Genomic DNA, 16,701 nt, shown 5'->3' with positions numbered 1-16,701 from the left:
GCCTAGATCGGCGGGCATATCCATCTACGCCTCTCCTACCGCACTCCACTGTTCCGCCATCGCCTTCGCGATTCCCGGAAAGAACCGCGACCGCTCCTTCCAGCGATCCGGCGAGGGCGGCATGTGATGAACCCGAGGCGCACGGCCGCTGACGATCTCGGTTGGGATCAGGGTCGGCAGCTTCTTCAACCACAGGCAGGTTCGCTTGGTCTCGCCATGACCAAACTGCCATGGCTGGATGCTCTGAGCGAAGTCCTCGAAATTCACGATGCGGGATTTGGCGTGCTTGTGCATCACCGGATTCTCGATGGCGATCCGATCGATGGGCGCGTTCCAGAAGTCGGAAAACAGCGCGGCACCTTCGTCGAGCTCCGCCCACATCTGCTCAATGGTTTTTCCCCGCGGCGGGACGGTCAGCCAACGGACGCCGGAGTTGCACAATCGAGTGCAGGGCGGGTGAGCGACCATCAACAGGTCCCAGCCATCGTTCAGCAAATCGCGGGCATTGCCGATGATGTGGCGGTTTGATCCGTCTTCGCTCGGCAGCAGATCGCAAGACCAAGCGTCGTGACCGAGGTCGAGGAAGGCGTTGCGGACCGTGCCGCTGTATTCGCAGGCGACGAGAACCCTCATGCCCGAGGCTCGCCCGCGATTATTCGGGACGAAGTTTCATTAGTCGTATCCACAGAACGGCTCCTCGGCCGCCCTGAGGCGGCGGCGAGTCGCAACCTTAATCAATCTACACATACCAGGCTAGGTTGTTTTTAGAAGGTCGGCTATGTTCGCTGGCGGGAATGACGATTATGCGCCATCGTCGGCTCATGTCAGACAGCCCAGAGATCGATGGCACGGACTGGTCGGACGCGGAGCAGGACCTGATCGTTGCCGAGTACTTCGACATTCTGCAGAACGAACTAGCGGGCCGCACCGTCAACAAGGCGGAACGCAACCGCGCGCTTCAAGCCCTGACCGGTCGCAAACGGGGGTCTATCGAATACAAACATATGAACGTGTCTGAAGCGCTCAAGCGGATCGGGCTTCCCACGATCGAGGGATACAAGCCCTACCCGAACATCCAAGACTCGCTGATCGACGCCATCGACCGCTACCTCTCGGATAAACCGGACCTCTTCATTCAGGAACCCGTCAAGCCGACTGTGGCCTCGGAGACACCGCCTCTGTTCTCGGCACCACCGCCTATCCGTTCCAGTGAGGGCTTGCCACCGCGCAAGCGGATGCAGGCTTTGGTCCGCAAATTCGATCCCGTCGCTCGCGATTTTCGAAATCGGCAACTCGGCCGGGCAGGCGAGGAATTCGTTGTCGAGTTCGAGAAACGCCGTTTGCATGATGGGGGCAGCAAAGAGCTTGTGGATAGGGTGAGATGGGTCGCCGACTTAGAAGGCGACGGCCACGGCTATGACATCGAGTCCTGCTCACTGACCGGCGAGAAGCGCCTGATTGAGGTCAAGACAACCACCGGCGGACCGACAACGCCCTTCTTCTTAACTCGCAACGAAGAGCGCGTCTCCCGCGAGCAAGCGGATTTCCGCCTCTACAGACTGTACGACTTCGCGAAGACCCCACGCATTTTCAAACTGCGGCCGCCACTCGGTACGAGTGTGGTTCTGGAAACCGAGACGTGGCGAGCGGGGTTCGGGTGATTTCGCGAACTCGCTGAAATTTAGCCAACTTGCTTGCAGAGCTTTGAGCGCATCTGAACATGGGTTGCGGGGATTACGCCGCCCCCCCCCTACCGCGCCTTCACCAGCTCCAGCCCGGCGCCCGGCGCGTCGGCGGACACTTTGTCCGGGGTGCCGAGGATGACGTCCAGACGGGCGTCCAGTTCGACGCCCTCCAGCGCGCGCTGCATCAGGACGGGGATGACCACCTCGGCGGCGTCGCCGCGCACGTCGAGCAGAAAGCCGTCGTCGCCGTCGTTCCAGCGCGCGAAGGCCAGCCATGCGGCCTTGACCCCCGGGTCGGCCGACAGGGCGCGGGTCAGACCCTCGACCAGACCAGCCGGGGTTTCGACGGGCATGGCGACCTGGCTCGGGACGCGCCCGGCGGCGGGGTCGGGTTCGGCCATGGTCAATCGTCATCCATCTTCAGCGCCGCGATGAAGGCCTCCTGCGGGATCTCGACCTTGCCGAACTGGCGCATGCGTTTCTTGCCGGCCTTCTGCTTCTCCAGCAGCTTCTTCTTGCGGGTGGCGTCGCCGCCGTAGCATTTGCTCGTCACGTCCTTGCGCAGGGCGCGGACGGTCTCGCGGGCGATGATCTTGCCGCCGATGGCCGCCTGGATCGGGATGACGAACAGATGGGGCGGGATCAGCGCCTTCATCTTCTCGACCATGGAGCGTCCGCGCATCTCAGCCCGGCCGCGGTGGACCAGCATCGACAGGGCGTCGACCGGCTCGGCATTGACCAGGATGTTCATCTTGACCAGATCGCCGATCTTGTAGTCCGACAGCTCATAGTCGAACGAGGCATAGCCCTTGGAGATGGATTTGAGGCGGTCGTAGAAGTCGAACACCACCTCGTTCAGCGGCAGTTCGTAGACGACGAGGGCGCGCGAGCCGACGTAGGACAGTTCGACCTGTGAACCGCGGCGGTCCTGGCACAGTTTGATGACGCCGCCGAGGTAGTCGTCGGGGGTCAGGATGGTCGCCTTGATCCACGGCTCCGAGATTTCCATGATCTGCATCACGTCGGGCAGGTCGGCCGGATTGTGCAGCTCGATCTCGGAGCCGTCGCGCAGGGCGATCCTGTAGACCACCGACGGGGCGGTCGCGATCAGGTCGAGATTGAACTCGCGACTGAGGCGTTCCTGGATGATCTCGAGGTGCAGCAGGCCGAGGAAGCCGCAGCGGAAGCCGAAGCCGAGGGCGGCGCTGGACTCCATCTCGAAGGTGAAGGAGGCGTCGTTGAGGCGCAGGCGGCCGATGGCGGCGCGCAGGTCCTCGAAATCGGCGGCGTCGACCGGGAACAGGCCGCAGAAGACCACCGACTGCACGTCCTTGAAGCCTTTGAGCGCCTCGGCGGTGGGCTTCTTTTCGTCGGTGATGGTGTCACCGACGGCGGCGTCGGCGACTTCCTTGATCTGGGCGGTGAAGAAGCCGATCTCGCCGGGGCCGAGCTGGTCGACCGGGGTGTTCTTCGGCAGGAAGACGCCGACGCGGTCGACCAGATGGGTCGAGCCGTGCTGCATCATCTTGACCCGCTGGCCGGCCTTCAGCGTGCCGTCGAAGACGCGGACCAGCACGACGACGCCGAGGTAGGGGTCGTACCAGGCGTCAACCAGCAGGGCCTTGAGCGGCGCATTCGGATCGCCCTTCGGTGCCGGCAGGCGGGTGACGACGGCCTCCAGGACCTCCTCGATACCGATGCCCGATTTGGCGCTGCACAGCACGGCGTCGGAGGCGTCGAGGCCGATGACGTCCTCGATCTGCTGACGCACCCGCTCGGGCTCGGCGGCGGGCAGGTCGATCTTGTTGAGGACGGGGACGATTTCGTGGTCGTTGTCGATGGCCTGATAGACATTGGCCAGGGTCTGGGCCTCGACCCCCTGCGACGCATCGACCACCAGCAGCGATCCCTCGCATGCGGCCAATGAGCGCGACACCTCATAGGCGAAGTCGACGTGCCCCGGCGTATCCATCAGATTGAGGACGTAATCCAGCCCGTCCTTCGCCGTGTAATTCAGGCGCACGGTCTGCGCCTTGATGGTGATCCCGCGCTCTTTCTCGATATCCATCGAATCAAGCACCTGAGCCGACATTTCCCGCGCGGTCAGGCCGCCGGTGAACTGAATCAGCCGGTCGGAAAGCGTGGATTTGCCGTGGTCAATGTGGGCTACCACACTGAAATTTCGGATGCGATCTATGGGAGGGGTCGTCATGGTTTGGCGCGCATAGAGCATTTTGACGCCGGATGCGATGCGCAACCCGCATCCTGTTCCGCGGCAAAGAGTTTCCGCCTCGCTACTGGTCCCTGTCAGGGGCCCGCATTACATCGAGGCAATACTGGACCCGCGGGTTTGAGAAATGTTCCGGGAGGCGGTAAGGGCCGCCGACCAACCGGCGTCCCCAGCGGACGCTTCATGACTGGCGCGCGGCTCCCTCCGCGATGCCACGCAGGGGAAATACGACGTGGCGAACTTCGGACGGGCCGTGCGGGCGGGATTGATCGTGGCGGCGACGCTGGTACTGGCCGCCTGCGGCTCGGGCGACGCCGAGGAAAAGGATGCGGCGCCGAAGTCGCGTCAGACGGTGACCGCCGCGACGGTGACGGCCACGGTCCTGCCGCGCATCGTGACCGCCTCGGGCAGCGTCTCGGCCTGGGAAGAAGTGCCCGTGGGGGCCGAGACCGGCGGCCTGGTCGCCACCGGCGTGTTCGTCGACGAAGGCCAGTACGTCCGTCAGGGCCAGCCGCTGGTACAGCTGAACGACGCCCTGCTGCGCGCCGGCCTGCGCCAGCAGCAGGCGGCGGTGCAGAGCGCCGACGCCAATGTGGCCCGCGACGATGCGGCTCTGGGCCGCGCGCGTGAACTGCGCGAGCGGGGCTTCCTCAGCCAGGCCTCGCTGGACACGGCCCTGGCCAACCAGCGCGCCTCCGCGGCCGGCCTGGCCTCGGCGCGCGCCAGCCTGTCGCAGATGCAGACCCAGCTGAATCAGGCCACCATCCGCGCGCCGGTGTCGGGTCAGATCCTCAGCCGCAGCGTCACGCGCGGCCAGATCGTTCAGCCGGGTGCCGAACTGTTCCGCATGGTGCGCGACGGTCGCCTCGAACTGGACGCCCAGGTGCCCGAGACCGAGTTGGCGCTGGTCCGCTCCGGCATGCCGGCGATCATCGTGTCCGATCAGGGCGGCGAGACGACCGGCGTCGTCCGCATCGTCACCTCCGAGGTCGACGCCCAGAGCCGTCTCGGCATTGCGCGCGTCTCGCTCTCGAACGGCAGCGGCCTGCGCCCGGGCATGTTCGCCCGCGCCAACATCGACGTCGGCGCCCAGCCGGCGCTGACCATTCCGTCCGATGCGATCGTCTTCCGACAGGGCAAGGCCGGGGTCTATGTGATCGGCGGCAACGGCGCCGTGCGCTTTACCGAGATCAAGACCGGCGCCCGGACCGGCGGCCTCGCGGCCGTCACCAGCGGCCTGCAGGCCGGACAGCGCGTGGTCGTGCAAGGCGCGGGCTTCCTCGGCGAGGGCGACCTCGTCAGCGTCAGCCCGCCGCGCGCCGCGACGCCGGCCGCCGCCGCCGCCCCGACCAAGGCGGCCGAGCGATGAATTTCAACAACATCTCTTCGTGGTCGATCCGGAATCCGATCCCGGTCATCCTGCTGTTCATTGTCCTGACGGTCGCCGGGATCAGCAGCTATTTCAACCTGCGGACCAATAACTACCCTGACGTTGACCTGCCCATCGTAGCCATCTCGGTGGTTCAGCCCGGCGCGGCACCGACCGAACTGGAGACGCAGGTCACCCGTCTGGTGGAGGACTCCGTCGCGGGCCTCGGCCAGGTCAAGAACATCCGGTCCGTGGTCAATGACTCGGTCTCGACCACCTCGGTCGAATTCCAGCTGGGCGTGAACCTCGAGAAGGTGACCAACGACGTCCGCAACGCCGTCTCGGGCATCCGCCAGGATCTTCCCGCCGACGTCCAGGAACCCATCATCCAGCGTATCGAATTCGCCGGCATCCCCATCGCCAACTATGTGGTGCGGGCCCCGGCGATGAGTCCCGAGGAGCTGAGCTGGTTCGTCGACAACACCGTGGCCAAACGCCTGCTGTCGGTCAGGGGAGTCAGCCAGATCCAGCGCGATGGCGGCGTCAACCGCGAGATCCGCATCAAACTGGATCCCGCGCGCCTCGAAGCCGCCGGCGTCACTGCGGCCGCCGTGTCGCAGCAACTGCGCGCCTCCAACGTTAACCTGCCCGGCGGCAGGGGCGAGATCGGCGGCGAGGAACAGGCCATCCGCACAGTGGGTTCGGCTCAGTCGCTCGAGGCGCTACGCGAGACTCTCATCCCCGTCGGGACGCGTACCGTGCGCCTCGGCAATCTGGGCGAGGTGGTCGATGAGTGGTCGGAACAGCGTGGCCGCGCCCGCTTCAACGGCCAGGAAGTGGTCGGCTTCGGCATCGTCCGCTCCATTGGGTCCAGCGAGGTCGATGTCTACAAAAGTTCGATCAAGGCCATCGAAAAGCTCGACGCCGAGCGCGCCGACGTCACCATCGAACAGGTCGCCAACACGACCTCGGACGTCATCAACAATTTCCACGCCTCGGTGGAGGCCCTGCTGCTCGGCGCGGCTCTGGCCATCGCCGTGGTGTTCCTCTTCCTGCGAGACTGGCGGGCGACCCTGATCGCGGCCCTCGCCATGCCGCTGTCACTGATACCGACCTTTTGGGTCATGGATATCACCAACCAGTCGCTGAACGTCGTGACCTTGCTGGCCCTGTCGCTGACGATCGGTATTCTGGTCGATGACGCCATCGTCGAGATCGAGAACATCGTCCGGCACATCCGCGACGGGAAGGCCCCCTACCCCGCCGCCATCGAGGCCGCGGACGAGATCGGCCTTGCCGTCATGGCGACCACAGCGACCCTGGTGGCGGTGTTCGCGCCGACGGGATTCATGCCGGGCGTGGTCGGCCAGTTCTTCAAGAGCTTCGCCATCGCCACTTGCGTCAGCGTGCTGTTCTCCCTGCTGGTGGCGCGAACACTGACGCCCTTGATGGGCGCCTATCTGCTCAAGCGTGATCAGGGCAAGGAGCACGTCGATCCGTTCTGGATGAAGCCCTATCTGCGCCTGCTGGGCTGGTGCCTGGATAACACCCCAGCGCCGCAGCGCCTGCGCGACAAGGCCGTCGGCACCGCCGACCGCGTGTTCAGCCGCCGGGGCGCTCCGGCCGCCTTCCGGACATGGCTGGGCGCACTGAGCATCCCGCACGGCCTGGCGGTGATGGCGTTCTGCACCCTGTTCTTCTTCTTCTCGATCTTCCTGGCCAGCAAGCTTCCGGGCGACTTCATCCCGATCGAGGACGCCTCCCGCTCGACCGTCACGGTCCAGCTGCCGCCCGGAACGACGCTGGAACAGACCGACGAGACCGTCGGCCAGATCACCGCAATCCTGAGGGCGCGGCCGGAGGTGGAATCGGTCTTCTCATCCATCGGCTCGGCAACCGTCAGCTTCGGGCCCGGCGGCGGCGGCGGCGGCGCGGGCGAGGTCCGCAAGGCCGACTTGACCATCAATCTGGTCAGCCGCTGGGATCGCAAGCTGACGCAACAGGAGTTCGAGCGCGACGTCAGCCCATCCCTGCGGACCGTGCCCGGGGCGCGCATCCAGTTCGGCGCGGGCGGCGGCGGCAGCGGCCTGATGACCGTCTCGCTAGTCGGCGACGATCCGGCGGTGCTGGACCCCGCGGCGGCGGCTCTGGAACGCGAGATGCGCGAGATGCCGGGCCTTTCGAACGTGGCCTCGTCCTCGGCTCTGGCGCGGCCCGAAATCCTGATCACGCCCAAGCCGGACATCGCCGCCCTGCAAGGCGTGTCTTCGCAGGACATCAGCCAGGTGGCTCGTGTGGCCACCCTGGGCGACGCCGACCAGCTGTTGCCCAAGTTCAACCTGGGCGATCGACAGATCCCGATCCGCGTCATGCTGACCGAGGATTCGCGCACATCTCTGGGCGTGCTCGAGAACCTGAAGGTGCCGACCGCGACGGGCGGCTCGGTACCCCTGTCGTCGGTGGCTGACATCAGCTTCGGGGCCGGTCCCAACCAGATCGAGCGTCTGAGCCGCCGCCGCGTGGCCAACATCACCGGCGAATTGGCGGGCACGACCCTGGGCGAGATGACCATAGCGGTGAACGCCCTGCCCGCGATGACCAACCTGCCCGAAGGCGTCATGCAACAGCCGTCGGGCGACGCCGAGAGCTTCCAGGAACTGGGTCAAGGCTTCGCCTTCGCCATCATCACCGGCATCCTGCTGATGTATATGGTGCTGGTTCTGCTGTTCAAGAGCTTCATCCACCCCTTGACGATCCTGTTCGCCCTGCCGGTCTCGTTCGGCGGGGCCTTTCTGGCGCTGCTGCTGACCGGCAAGTCGCTGTCCATGCCGGCCCTGATCGGCATCATCATGCTGATGGGGATCGCGGCGAAGAACTCTATCCTGCTGGTCGACTACGCCATCATCGCCCTGGAACGGGGCGACAGTCGCCGCGACGCCCTGATCGACGCCGCCCACAAACGGGCGCGACCGATCATCATGACCACCATGGCCATGGTGCTGGGCATGCTGCCGATCGCCCTGGCGCTGGGCGAGGGCACGGCCTTCCGGTCACCCATGGCCATTGCGGTCATCGGCGGCCTGATCACCTCGACGGCGATCTCGCTGGTCTTCATCCCGGTCGTCTTCAACATGATGGACACGATCAAGGGCTGGGTCCGCTGGGTGATAGGCCGGGCCTTCCGGAACCAGCGCGACGCAGACCCGGTGGAGCATCCCGCGGAATAGGGAACGGTTCGCCAGCCTGCGAGATACTGCCGGTTGTCGACGCCCTCTGCGGGATGCGTGCCATGGCCGAGGCCGACGCGGCCCGGCCCCGCTGGTCCAAACCGACCTGATCAGTAGGCGAAGTCGCGATAGATGCGGCTGACATCGCCCTGCCACTCGCCGTGATACAGCTCCAGCAGCCGGTCGGCGGGGGTGATGCCGTTGTCGGCGATGTCTTCCAGTTCCGACAGATAGCCACGCTCGTCGACCATGCCGCCCGAGAAGCGGGCGCGGCTCTTCAGGCCCTGTTTGGCGATGGCCACCATGTCCACGGCGATCTCGCGCACGCTGCGACCGGCGACCTCGGCCTTGAGGCCCAGCCGGGTCACGTCGCGGCGCAGGCGTTCGTGGTCGGCGATGTCCCAGTGCTTGACCAGGTCCCAGGCGGCGGCCAGCGCGCCGCCGTCGTACAGCACGCCGGCCCACAGGGCCTGCAGCGCGCAGATTCGGCTCCACGGCCCACCGTCGGCGCCGCGCATCTCCAGATAGGACTTCAGCCGCACCTCGGGGAAGAGCGTCGTCAGGTGGTCGTTCCAGTCCTTCAACGTCGCGCGCTCACCGGGCAGGGCGGGCAGACCGTCGGTCATGAAGCCGCGGAACGACTGGCCCGACAGGTCGACATAGGTCTCGCCGCGCTTGGCGAAATACATCGGTACATCGAGGGCGTAGTCGGCGTAGCGCTCGAAGCCGAAGCCGTCCTGAAAAACGAAATCCAGCATGCCGGTGCGGTCGGGATCGGTGTCGGTCCAGACATTGGCCCGCGCCGACAGGAAGCCGCTGGGCCTGCCTTCGATGAAAGGCGAACAGGCGAACAGGGCGGTGGCGATCGGCTGCAACGCCAGCGAGGTGCGGAATTTGGCGACCATGTCGGCCTCGGACTCGAAGTCCAGGTTCGACTGGATGGTGCAGGTGCGCAGCATCATGTCGAGGCCCAGCGCGCCCTTCTTGGGCATATAGGCCCGCATGATGGAATAGCGGCCCTTGGGCATGACGGGCACGTCCTCGCGCCGCCACATCGGGTCGAAACCGGCGCCTATGAAGCCGAGGTTGATCTGGTCGGCGACCTGTTTGACCTCCATCAGATGGCGGCCGGTCTCGTCGCAGATGTCGTGGACGTCCTTCAGCGGCGCGCCCGACAGTTCGAACTGGCCGCCCGGCTCCAGCGAGATGGAGGCGGTCATGCCGTCGGTGTTCCGGCGCTCAAGGGCGATGATGTGGCCGGCCTCCTCGACCGGAGACCAGCCGAACCGCTGCAGGCCGGTCAGCATGGCCAGGATACCGCTCTCCCCGTCATAGGTCGGGCGGCGCAGGGTGGTGCGATCGAAGCCGAATTTCTCGTGCTCGGCGCCGATGCGCCATTCGCCCTTGGGCTTGGCCCCCCTGGACATGGCGCCGATCAGGTCTTCCCGGGAAAGCGGTTCGGCGTCGGCCATGCGGATCTGTAACCCCTCTTGTCGCGGCTAGATGGGCGGGAAGTCACGGTTGCTCAAGGGGGAGATTGTTTTCCCTGTCGCTCCGCGCGCGGCGCGTCGTGGCCTGAGGGAGGGCGTTCCCAATCGCCGATCGCGGCCTGCCACAGAGTCAGGGCGGCGATGGCGGCGGTGTCGGCCCGCAGGATGCGCGGGCCGAGGGAGACGGCGGTGGTGAAGGGCAGTGCGCGCAGGCAATCCCGCTCCTCCGGCGAGAAGCCGCCTTCGGGGCCGATCAGGACGGCCCAGGAGTCTGCCATTCCTCCCCCGTCGTGGGAGGGGGCCCGCCCCGGGGTCTCGCCCTCGGCGAGCCCGAGGACAGGCTCCGCAGTGGAGGGGGATGATCCAGACGCCGGCGTTCGGGGCTTGCCCCCTCCACCATCCTTCGGATGGTCCCCCTCCCCCGACGGGGGAGGATTGAGCGCGGCCATCGCCGGCGCGCCGCCGGTCTCGTCGCAGAACATCAGCAGGCGGCCGGTTTGCCAGCCGTCCAGCAGATCGGCCAGTTTCACCGGCTCGTCGATCAGGGGCACGTCGACCCGGCCGGTCTGTTCGGCGGCCTCGATGGCGATGGCGTCGAGACGGTCCATCCGGACATGCTGGGTCTGGGTGCGGTGGGTGACGATCAGGCGAATGCGGCGCACGCCCAGTTCGACGGCCTTTTCGACGGCGAATTCGAGCGCGCTCTTCTTGACCACGCTGATCAGCAGTTCGAGGTCGGGGCCGACCGATTGGGGCCGCACCTGTTCCTCCACCCGCAGCACCAGACCCTTCTTCAGCACCTCGGTGATGACGCAACGCCATTCGCCGTCGCGGCCGTTGAAGACCAGCAGGCTCTCGCCGATCTTCAGCCGCATGACCTGGGTCAGGTAACGCGCTTGGTCCGGCGTCGGGGCGACGGCGGCGTCGGGGGCGAGCGGGGTGGGGACGTGGAGGCGGATCATCGCTGGACCCTATCCATTGGTCGGCGTCTCGGGGAGTCTGACGCCGAGCAATCGCGCGACCACCGGGAAGATGGCGTCGGCGTCCGCCTCCACGCGGCCGAACGGCGCGCGCAGATCAAGCCAGTAGGCCCGGAACTCCTCGCCGTCGCCATGGGCCAGAACGGTCATGGCCGCGCGGATGCGGGTCCGGGTTTCGCGGGTCACTTCGGCGAAGGCCGGCAGGATGTCGACGCGCAGGGCCTGCGCGACCGCCGTCGCGTCCCGCGCGTCGACAGCACCGAGGCGGGCCAGGGTGGCGGCATTGTCAGCGCCTCCGATCCACGCATCGAACAGGCTGTCGAGCAGTTCGGAGCGGGCCCGCGCCTCGCGTTCCGCCAGTCGTTGGTTGGCTGTCTTGCGCACGGCGGAGTCTCCTAAAGCGTGCGCGCGATCAGCAGCTTCATGATCTCGTTGGTGCCGCCGTAGATGCGCTGGACGCGGGCGTCCTTGTAGAGCTGGGCGATCGGGTATTCGTTCATATAGCCGTAGCCGCCGTGCAACTGCAGCATCTCGTCGATGACCTCGCCCTGGATGTCGGTGACCCAGTATTTGGCCATCGAGGCCGTGACGGCGTCGAGCTGCCCCTTCAGCAGCAGGCCCATGCAGTGGTCGACGAACACCTTGGCCACGGTCAGCTTGGTCTTCACCTCGGCCAGTTTGAACTGGGTGTTCTGGAAGTCGATGACCCGCTTGCCGAAGGCCTTGCGCTCCTTGACGTAGGCGAGCGTCTCCTGAAGCCCGCGCTCGGCCGCGGCCACGCCCTGGACGGCGATGTTGAGCCGTTCCTGCGGCAGCTGCTGCATCAGCTGGACGAAGCCCTGACCCTCGCCGCCGCCGATGATGTTCTCGCCGGGGACTTTCACGTCGTTGAAGAACAGTTCGGAGGTGTCATTCCCCTCCATGCCGATCTTGTGCAGGTTGCGGCCGCGCTCGAAGCCTTCCGCGCCGTCGGTTTCGACGATGATCAGCGAGGTGCCCTTGGCACCTTCGCTGGGGTCGGTCTTGGCCACGACGATGATGAAATTGGCCAGCTGGCCGTTGGTGATGAAGGTCTTGGACCCGTTCACCACATACTGGTTGCCCTGTTTGATGGCGGTGGTCTTGATGCCTTGCAGGTCCGAGCCGGCGCCCGGCTCGGTCATGGCGATGGCGCTGACCAGTTCGCCCGACTGCAGCCGCGGCAGCCAGCGCGCCTTCTGCTCGGGCGTGCCGTAGTGCCAGATGTAGGGCATGACGATCGCATTGTGCAGCGAGATGCCGAAATGGTCCGCGCCCTTCCAGCCGAGCTGGCGCATCAGCACGACCTCGTGCCGATAGTCGCCGCCCATGCCGCCGTCTTCCTCGGGCATGGACAATCCCAGCAGGCCCGCCTCGCCGGCGTCGTTCCACAGGCTGCGCGGCACGGATGAGTTGGCCAGCCAGGACTGCACCGCCTCGGGGGCCGCGTGTTCGTCGATCCATTTGCCGACGCTGTCGGAGAAGAGGGTGATCTCCTCTTGCTGCATGAAGGCGGGTTCGGGGACGTTGAGGACGTTCAATTGGGCTCTCCGGTGCTGCGATCAACGATTGTCTTGAGTGTCGCAATGACAGCAGGCTGCCTGATCGAATGGTTATGTTGGCCCGAAAGGTGTTTGCAGGCGAGAATTGGGATGTTTCGCCAACTCCCCTGAACATAATCGACACCCGAAAAGGCGCTCGCATCGAGGAACACGGCTTTGCTCTTGCCGCCCGATGTTAAGATCATCCGAGGTCGAAGCGCCAGCGCCAACCGTCTCACCTGATCAGCAGAGAATTCTTCGGCGTCCCGGATGACGGATGCATCGCCAGCGCGCTTCCATTGTTCCAACGATTTTGCGCGAAAAACGATCGCAGCGGTTGCCACAGACCGCTTGAGAATGTCTGGCTCGACTATCTGCTTGAGAACCCCCGCGAACCGCCCTGCGGAGTCGATGTACGAAAGAGCATCCGGCCAACTATCAGGCGTCAACTGATCTGCAGTGACGTGCGCACCAGCGCCGGGCTGATCGGAAACGATCAGCAGGGACGGGTTCTCGATCGGAGGCCCGTACAGCGGAAAATATCCCAAAGAGTGGGTCGCTATTCGCCCTTTCAGCGACGTCCATTTAGCCTTGGTTGCCTCGAACAGTTTCTGCCCTGCTTCGGTGGCAAGTTTTTCGGCCACTAAAACGCTTCCGCCGGCATCTGCATCAGCACTTCGGCGCCCGTCTTCATCTTGATGAGGTGTGCGCCCGCGTCGGGCAGGATGCGTTCGACGAAGTAGCGGCCGGTCATCAGCTTGTTGGCGTAGAAGGGATCGGTCGTGCCCTCGTCCACCCTGGCCTGCGCCGCCTTGGCCATCTGGGCCCACATATAGGCCAGGGCCGTCAGGCCGAAGATGTGCAGATAGTCGGTCGACGCGGCACCGGCATTGTCAGGGTTCTGCATGCCGTTCTGCATCAGCCACATGGTGCCCTCCTGCAGCTTCTTCTTGGCGTCGGTCAGGCCGTCGACGAAGGGTTTGATCGGGGTATCGCCGCCGTTCTCGGCGACAAAGGCATCAATGTCGGCGAACCAGCTCATGATGGCGCGACCACCGTTCGACGGCAGCTTGCGCCCCACCAGGTCCAGGGCCTGGATGCCGTTGGCACCCTCATAGATCATGGTGATCCGCGCATCGCGCAGATACTGCGACGCCGGGAAATGTTCGGTGTAGCCCGAGCCGCCGTGCACCTGCATGGCCAGCGACGCGACGTGGAAGCCCTTGTCGGTCAGATAGGCCTTCAGCACCGGGGTGATCAGACCCATATAGTCATGGGCCTTCTGCGCTTCGGCCTCGTCGTTCGAGCGTTGAAGGTCGGCCTGGAGCGCGGTCCAAAGGGTGAAGGCCTGCCCACCTTCGACAAACGCCTTGGCCTCCAGCAGCATGCGGCGCACGTCGGGGTGGACGAGGATCGGATCGGCGGCCAGTTCGGGGTTCTTCGGTCCCGTCAGGCTGCGGCCCTGCAGGCGGTCCTTGGCGAACTCCGCGGCGGCCTGATAGGCGGCGGTGCCGATCGACAGGCCCTGCAGACCGGTGCCGAGCCGCGCCTCGTTCATCATCACGAACATGGCGGCCATGCCCTTGTTCTCGGTCCCCACCAGCCAGCCCTTGGCGTCGTCATAGGCCATGACGCAGGTCGAATTGCCGTGGATGCCCATCTTGTGCTCGAGGCCGGCGCAGGCCGCGCCTTCGTTGCGTTCGCCCAGCGAGCCGTCGTCATTCACGAAGACCTTGGGCACGACGAACAGGCTGATGCCCTTGATCCCCTCCGGCGCACCCTCGATCCGGGCCAGCACCAGATGGATGATGTTGTCGGTGAAGTCGTGCTCGCCCGAGCTGATCCAGATCTTCTGGCCGGTGATGTTGTAGCTGCCGTCGCCGTTCGGGACCGCCTTGGTGCGGATCAGGCCCAGGTCCGTGCCGCACTGCGGCTCGGTCAGGTTCATGGTGCCGCCCCATTCGCCGGTCGCCATCCTGGGCAGATACATGGCCTTCTGTTCGTCCGAGCCGTTGGCGTTCAGCCCCCAGTAGGCCCCCGCCGTCAGACCCGGATACATCGAGAAGGCGGCGCTGGCGGCGGCGGTCATCTGGCCAAAGGCCATGGCCACGACCGAGGGCATGCCCTGTCCGCCGTGCTCTGGCAGGGCCGAAAGCGCGGGCCAGCCGGCGGCGACCATGGCCTGATAGGCTTCCTTCCAGCCGGTCGGGCCGGTGACCTTGCCGTCGACCCATTTGCAGCCTTCCTGATCGCCGATGCGATTCAGCGGGGCGATGACCTCTTCGGCGAATTTGGCGCCCTCCTCAAGGATCTGGGCGACCAGATCGGACGAGACGTCGGCGAAGCCGGGCTGGTTGGCGTAGCGGTCGATCTCCAGCACCTCGTTCAGCACAAACGTCAGGTCTCGGACGGGGGCCTTGTAAGCCATGGACTACGCTCTCGCTTTGAAGGGCTGGATGACGTGATGGTCGGGGTTCAGACGCGCCTTGAGCAGGCTGGCGTATTCCTCGGCGCCGGGCAGGAGGTCGGGACGGTGTTCGCCCAGCTTCTCCTCCATCCACTGACAGGCGTCCTCGGCCGTCTGGATGGCGCCCTCGATGTCTTCGAGTTGCCGGCGCAGGGCCGCGATCTGGGCGCGGTGGCGGCGCAGGGCGACCGACATCTGGTGCGCGTTGTGATCCTTGCGGTCGTACAGATCCAGCATGTCCTGGATCTCCTGCAGGGAGAAGCCGATGCGGCGGCCCCGCAGGATCAGCTTGAGCCGCGCCCGGTCGCGGGCGTCGTAGACCCGCGTCTGGCCCTTGCGGGCCGGGGTCAGCAGACCCTTGTCCTCATAGAAGCGCAGCGCCCGCGCCGTCGCCCCGAACTCGCGGCACAGCTGGCGGATCGAATAGGTGCGATGGTCATCGGCGGTCGCCATGCCGAAGTCATAACTTGACGCGCACGTAAAGGGAAGCTTTGTGTCCCGCCATGCCGCGCAAGCACGTCAACGCCGCCGGAACGGCCAAGAGCGACCTGCCGCAGAAGACGTGTGTCGCCTGCGGCCGACCCTTCTCATGGCGCAAGAAATGGGCGCGGGACTGGGAGAGTGTGAAATTCTGCTCGGACCGTTGCCGGGGCGTCGGGTCCGGGTCGTGAGGGGTTGGTGGCGGCGGCGGGAGTCCGTTGGAGGTCCGCATCCTGGCGCGATGGCAATGTCAGGTCTCGACCCACTGCGAACATTTGGTGAGGCTGCTCTCAGGCACGCTGTCGCCGACAGCCCAGTGCATTTCTTCGATGTCGGCAAACCGAGGTTTCGAATGCCAGGATGCTGGACGACGGGACGGCCAAGGGGGCGATGACCGCCAGATTGGAGGCGTTCTCGTTGGCTTGAGGGTCCCCATGTTATCAGTTGGTGCGCGTTAAGGTGGAGAAGCTGTTTTGGATAAGCGGTGGGGCGTCCTGTTAGGGGGACACGAGTTTGACCTTTTGGACTGGAACGAGGGGCTGAACGCCGCCTTTGATCCAGTCGTGGAAAAGCTGACCATTCGCGAACGAGAAGAGTTTGTCTTGTTCTCCCAACGGTTTGCTGACGCAACCGATTACATAACGGTCCGCGCAGCCGCCCTGACAATGATCTCTGAAATCAACGGCATCATGGCCATCCGTAAGCGGGCCGGACGGGTGCGGCTTAAGAGCGTCGCGGATTTCTCCGATGGCGAACCCAAAATGTACGTCTCAATAGAGGCGCATGGCGCGCTGATGCGTGTCCGCGCTTCCTCGCCAACCCTCACAGTCCGCGACAGGCACGGCAACGTCATTCCGCCGCCACCGCCCATACCATCGGCGGCTCAAGACTGGCTCGAACTGTCCCGACAGTCCGATCATGTCTCTGACCTCCTCACTTACGCGGCGCGGGCAGACAACTGGTTTGACATTTACAAGCTGATTGAAGCCACTTCGGTGCTGGCGGGAGGCCAATCGAAACTGATTAAACTCTGCGGGAACCAAGTTAAAACCGCAATGGAGCGAGCCAATGAGGCTAGGCTCAGGACTCATTGATCATAGCCAGAAGATCACCGTGGCGGCGATAGTGATGGCAGACATGAAGGTGTGTGCGCATCGGTCGTAGCGGGTATGGATGCGTCGCCAGTCCTTGAGCCTGCCGAACATGTTCTCGAT

16 protein-coding genes are annotated in these 16,701 nt (G+C 65.2%); 5 read left to right on the top strand and 11 right to left on the bottom strand.

What is annotated here, in order from left to right:
* Window positions 1-24: 24 nt before the first annotated feature.
* Window positions 25-633, bottom strand: a complete 609-nt coding sequence (locus ACESMO_RS10420; protein ID WP_372708086.1) for a hypothetical protein — start codon at window positions 631-633, stop codon at window positions 25-27.
* A gap of 170 nt (window positions 634-803) precedes the next feature.
* Here ACESMO_RS10420 and ACESMO_RS10415 point away from each other — a divergent pair, with 170 nt between their 5' ends.
* Window positions 804-1,661 carry a DUF3883 domain-containing protein gene (locus ACESMO_RS10415; protein ID WP_372708085.1) on the top strand — a complete coding sequence of 286 codons (858 nt, stop codon included), beginning with the start codon at window positions 804-806 and terminating at the stop codon, window positions 1,659-1,661.
* A gap of 89 nt (window positions 1,662-1,750) precedes the next feature.
* Here the strand turns inward: ACESMO_RS10415 and ACESMO_RS10410 are convergent, their stop codons facing one another.
* Entirely contained in the window at window positions 1,751-2,086 is a 336-nt protein-coding gene (locus ACESMO_RS10410; protein ID WP_372708084.1) for a hypothetical protein, read from the bottom strand.
* Between the two features lie 2 nt (window positions 2,087-2,088).
* Window positions 2,089-3,897: a translation elongation factor 4 gene (lepA, locus tag ACESMO_RS10405; RefSeq protein WP_372708083.1), complete on the bottom strand. Its 1,809-nt coding sequence runs from the start codon at window positions 3,895-3,897 to the stop codon at window positions 2,089-2,091.
* A gap of 250 nt (window positions 3,898-4,147) precedes the next feature.
* Here lepA and ACESMO_RS10400 point away from each other — a divergent pair, with 250 nt between their 5' ends.
* Window positions 4,148-5,284 carry an efflux RND transporter periplasmic adaptor subunit gene (locus ACESMO_RS10400; RefSeq protein WP_372708082.1) on the top strand — a complete coding sequence of 379 codons (1,137 nt, stop codon included), beginning with the start codon at window positions 4,148-4,150 and terminating at the stop codon, window positions 5,282-5,284.
* Window positions 5,281-8,511 carry an efflux RND transporter permease subunit gene (locus tag ACESMO_RS10395; RefSeq protein WP_372708081.1) on the top strand — a complete coding sequence of 1,077 codons (3,231 nt, stop codon included), beginning with the start codon at window positions 5,281-5,283 and terminating at the stop codon, window positions 8,509-8,511. The genes ACESMO_RS10400 and ACESMO_RS10395 overlap by 4 nt, the downstream gene beginning before the upstream one ends.
* 110 nt (window positions 8,512-8,621) lie before the next feature.
* Here ACESMO_RS10395 and ACESMO_RS10390 read toward each other — a convergent pair whose 3' ends face one another.
* From ACESMO_RS10390 to ACESMO_RS10360, 7 genes are read right to left on the bottom strand one after another with little or no spacing between them, the layout of a single operon-like run.
* A complete protein-coding gene (locus ACESMO_RS10390; protein WP_372708080.1) occupies window positions 8,622-9,983 on the bottom strand; it encodes a glutamate--cysteine ligase in 1,362 nt (453 codons plus the stop codon).
* 53 nt (window positions 9,984-10,036) lie between these two features.
* On the bottom strand, window positions 10,037-10,963 hold the full coding sequence (locus ACESMO_RS10385; RefSeq protein WP_372708079.1) for a 16S rRNA (uracil(1498)-N(3))-methyltransferase: 927 nt from the start codon (window positions 10,961-10,963) through the stop codon (window positions 10,037-10,039).
* A gap of 9 nt (window positions 10,964-10,972) precedes the next feature.
* Complete coding sequence (locus ACESMO_RS10380) at window positions 10,973-11,365, bottom strand: hypothetical protein (RefSeq protein ID WP_372708078.1); 393 nt, start codon at window positions 11,363-11,365, stop codon at window positions 10,973-10,975.
* Window positions 11,366-11,376: 11 nt separating this feature from the next.
* The gene (locus ACESMO_RS10375; RefSeq protein WP_372708077.1) at window positions 11,377-12,540 is read right to left on the bottom strand and encodes an acyl-CoA dehydrogenase family protein; all 1,164 of its coding nucleotides are present in this window, start codon (window positions 12,538-12,540) and stop codon (window positions 11,377-11,379) included.
* Window positions 12,537-13,184, bottom strand: a complete 648-nt coding sequence (locus ACESMO_RS10370) for a hypothetical protein (RefSeq protein ID WP_372708076.1) — start codon at window positions 13,182-13,184, stop codon at window positions 12,537-12,539. Before ACESMO_RS10370 ends, ACESMO_RS10375 begins: the two co-directional genes overlap by 4 nt.
* Complete coding sequence (locus tag ACESMO_RS10365) at window positions 13,184-14,968, bottom strand: acyl-CoA dehydrogenase C-terminal domain-containing protein (protein ID WP_372708075.1); 1,785 nt, start codon at window positions 14,966-14,968, stop codon at window positions 13,184-13,186. Before ACESMO_RS10365 ends, ACESMO_RS10370 begins: the two co-directional genes overlap by 1 nt.
* Window positions 14,969-14,971: 3 nt before the next feature.
* On the bottom strand, window positions 14,972-15,460 hold the full coding sequence (locus ACESMO_RS10360; protein ID WP_372708074.1) for a MerR family DNA-binding transcriptional regulator: 489 nt from the start codon (window positions 15,458-15,460) through the stop codon (window positions 14,972-14,974).
* A 50-nt stretch (window positions 15,461-15,510) separates the two neighbouring features.
* Here ACESMO_RS10360 and ACESMO_RS10355 point away from each other — a divergent pair, with 50 nt between their 5' ends.
* Together ACESMO_RS10355 and ACESMO_RS10350 are read left to right on the top strand one after the other, a co-directional pair.
* Window positions 15,511-15,678, top strand: a complete 168-nt coding sequence (locus ACESMO_RS10355; protein WP_372708073.1) for a DUF2256 domain-containing protein — start codon at window positions 15,511-15,513, stop codon at window positions 15,676-15,678.
* A gap of 372 nt (window positions 15,679-16,050) precedes the next feature.
* On the top strand, window positions 16,051-16,581 hold the full coding sequence (locus ACESMO_RS10350) for a hypothetical protein (protein ID WP_372708072.1): 531 nt from the start codon (window positions 16,051-16,053) through the stop codon (window positions 16,579-16,581).
* On the opposite strand, the gene ACESMO_RS10345 is transcribed toward ACESMO_RS10350, so the two are convergent.
* Window positions 16,582-16,701: transposase (locus ACESMO_RS10345; protein ID WP_372706167.1), on the bottom strand; the 120-nt coding region annotated here is incomplete at its 5' end.

Source organism: Brevundimonas sp., assembly GCF_041688735.1.
Taxonomy (GTDB): domain Bacteria; phylum Pseudomonadota; class Alphaproteobacteria; order Caulobacterales; family Caulobacteraceae; genus Brevundimonas.
Note: the sequence above shows the minus strand (reverse complement) of the source record. Positions and strands in the feature narration are given on the sequence as shown.

Bases quoted from the DNA above. Each gene is read 5' to 3' on its own strand.
- ACESMO_RS10420 (WP_372708086.1), bottom strand. From the start codon at position 633: ATGAGGGTTCTCGTCGCCTGCGAATACAGCGGCACGGTCCGCAACGCC.
- ACESMO_RS10415 (WP_372708085.1), top strand. From the start codon at position 804: ATGCGCCATCGTCGGCTCATGTCAGACAGCCCAGAGATCGATGGCACG.
- ACESMO_RS10410 (WP_372708084.1), bottom strand. From the start codon at position 2,086: ATGGCCGAACCCGACCCCGCCGCCGGGCGCGTCCCGAGCCAGGTCGCC.
- lepA (WP_372708083.1), bottom strand. From the start codon at position 3,897: ATGACGACCCCTCCCATAGATCGCATCCGAAATTTCAGTGTGGTAGCC.
- ACESMO_RS10395 (WP_372708081.1), top strand. From the start codon at position 5,281: ATGAATTTCAACAACATCTCTTCGTGGTCGATCCGGAATCCGATCCCG.
- ACESMO_RS10390 (WP_372708080.1), bottom strand. From the start codon at position 9,983: ATGGCCGACGCCGAACCGCTTTCCCGGGAAGACCTGATCGGCGCCATG.
- ACESMO_RS10385 (WP_372708079.1), bottom strand. From the start codon at position 10,963: ATGATCCGCCTCCACGTCCCCACCCCGCTCGCCCCCGACGCCGCCGTC.
- ACESMO_RS10365 (WP_372708075.1), bottom strand. From the start codon at position 14,968: ATGGCTTACAAGGCCCCCGTCCGAGACCTGACGTTTGTGCTGAACGAG.
- ACESMO_RS10360 (WP_372708074.1), bottom strand. From the start codon at position 15,460: ATGGCGACCGCCGATGACCATCGCACCTATTCGATCCGCCAGCTGTGC.
- ACESMO_RS10355 (WP_372708073.1), top strand. From the start codon at position 15,511: ATGCCGCGCAAGCACGTCAACGCCGCCGGAACGGCCAAGAGCGACCTG.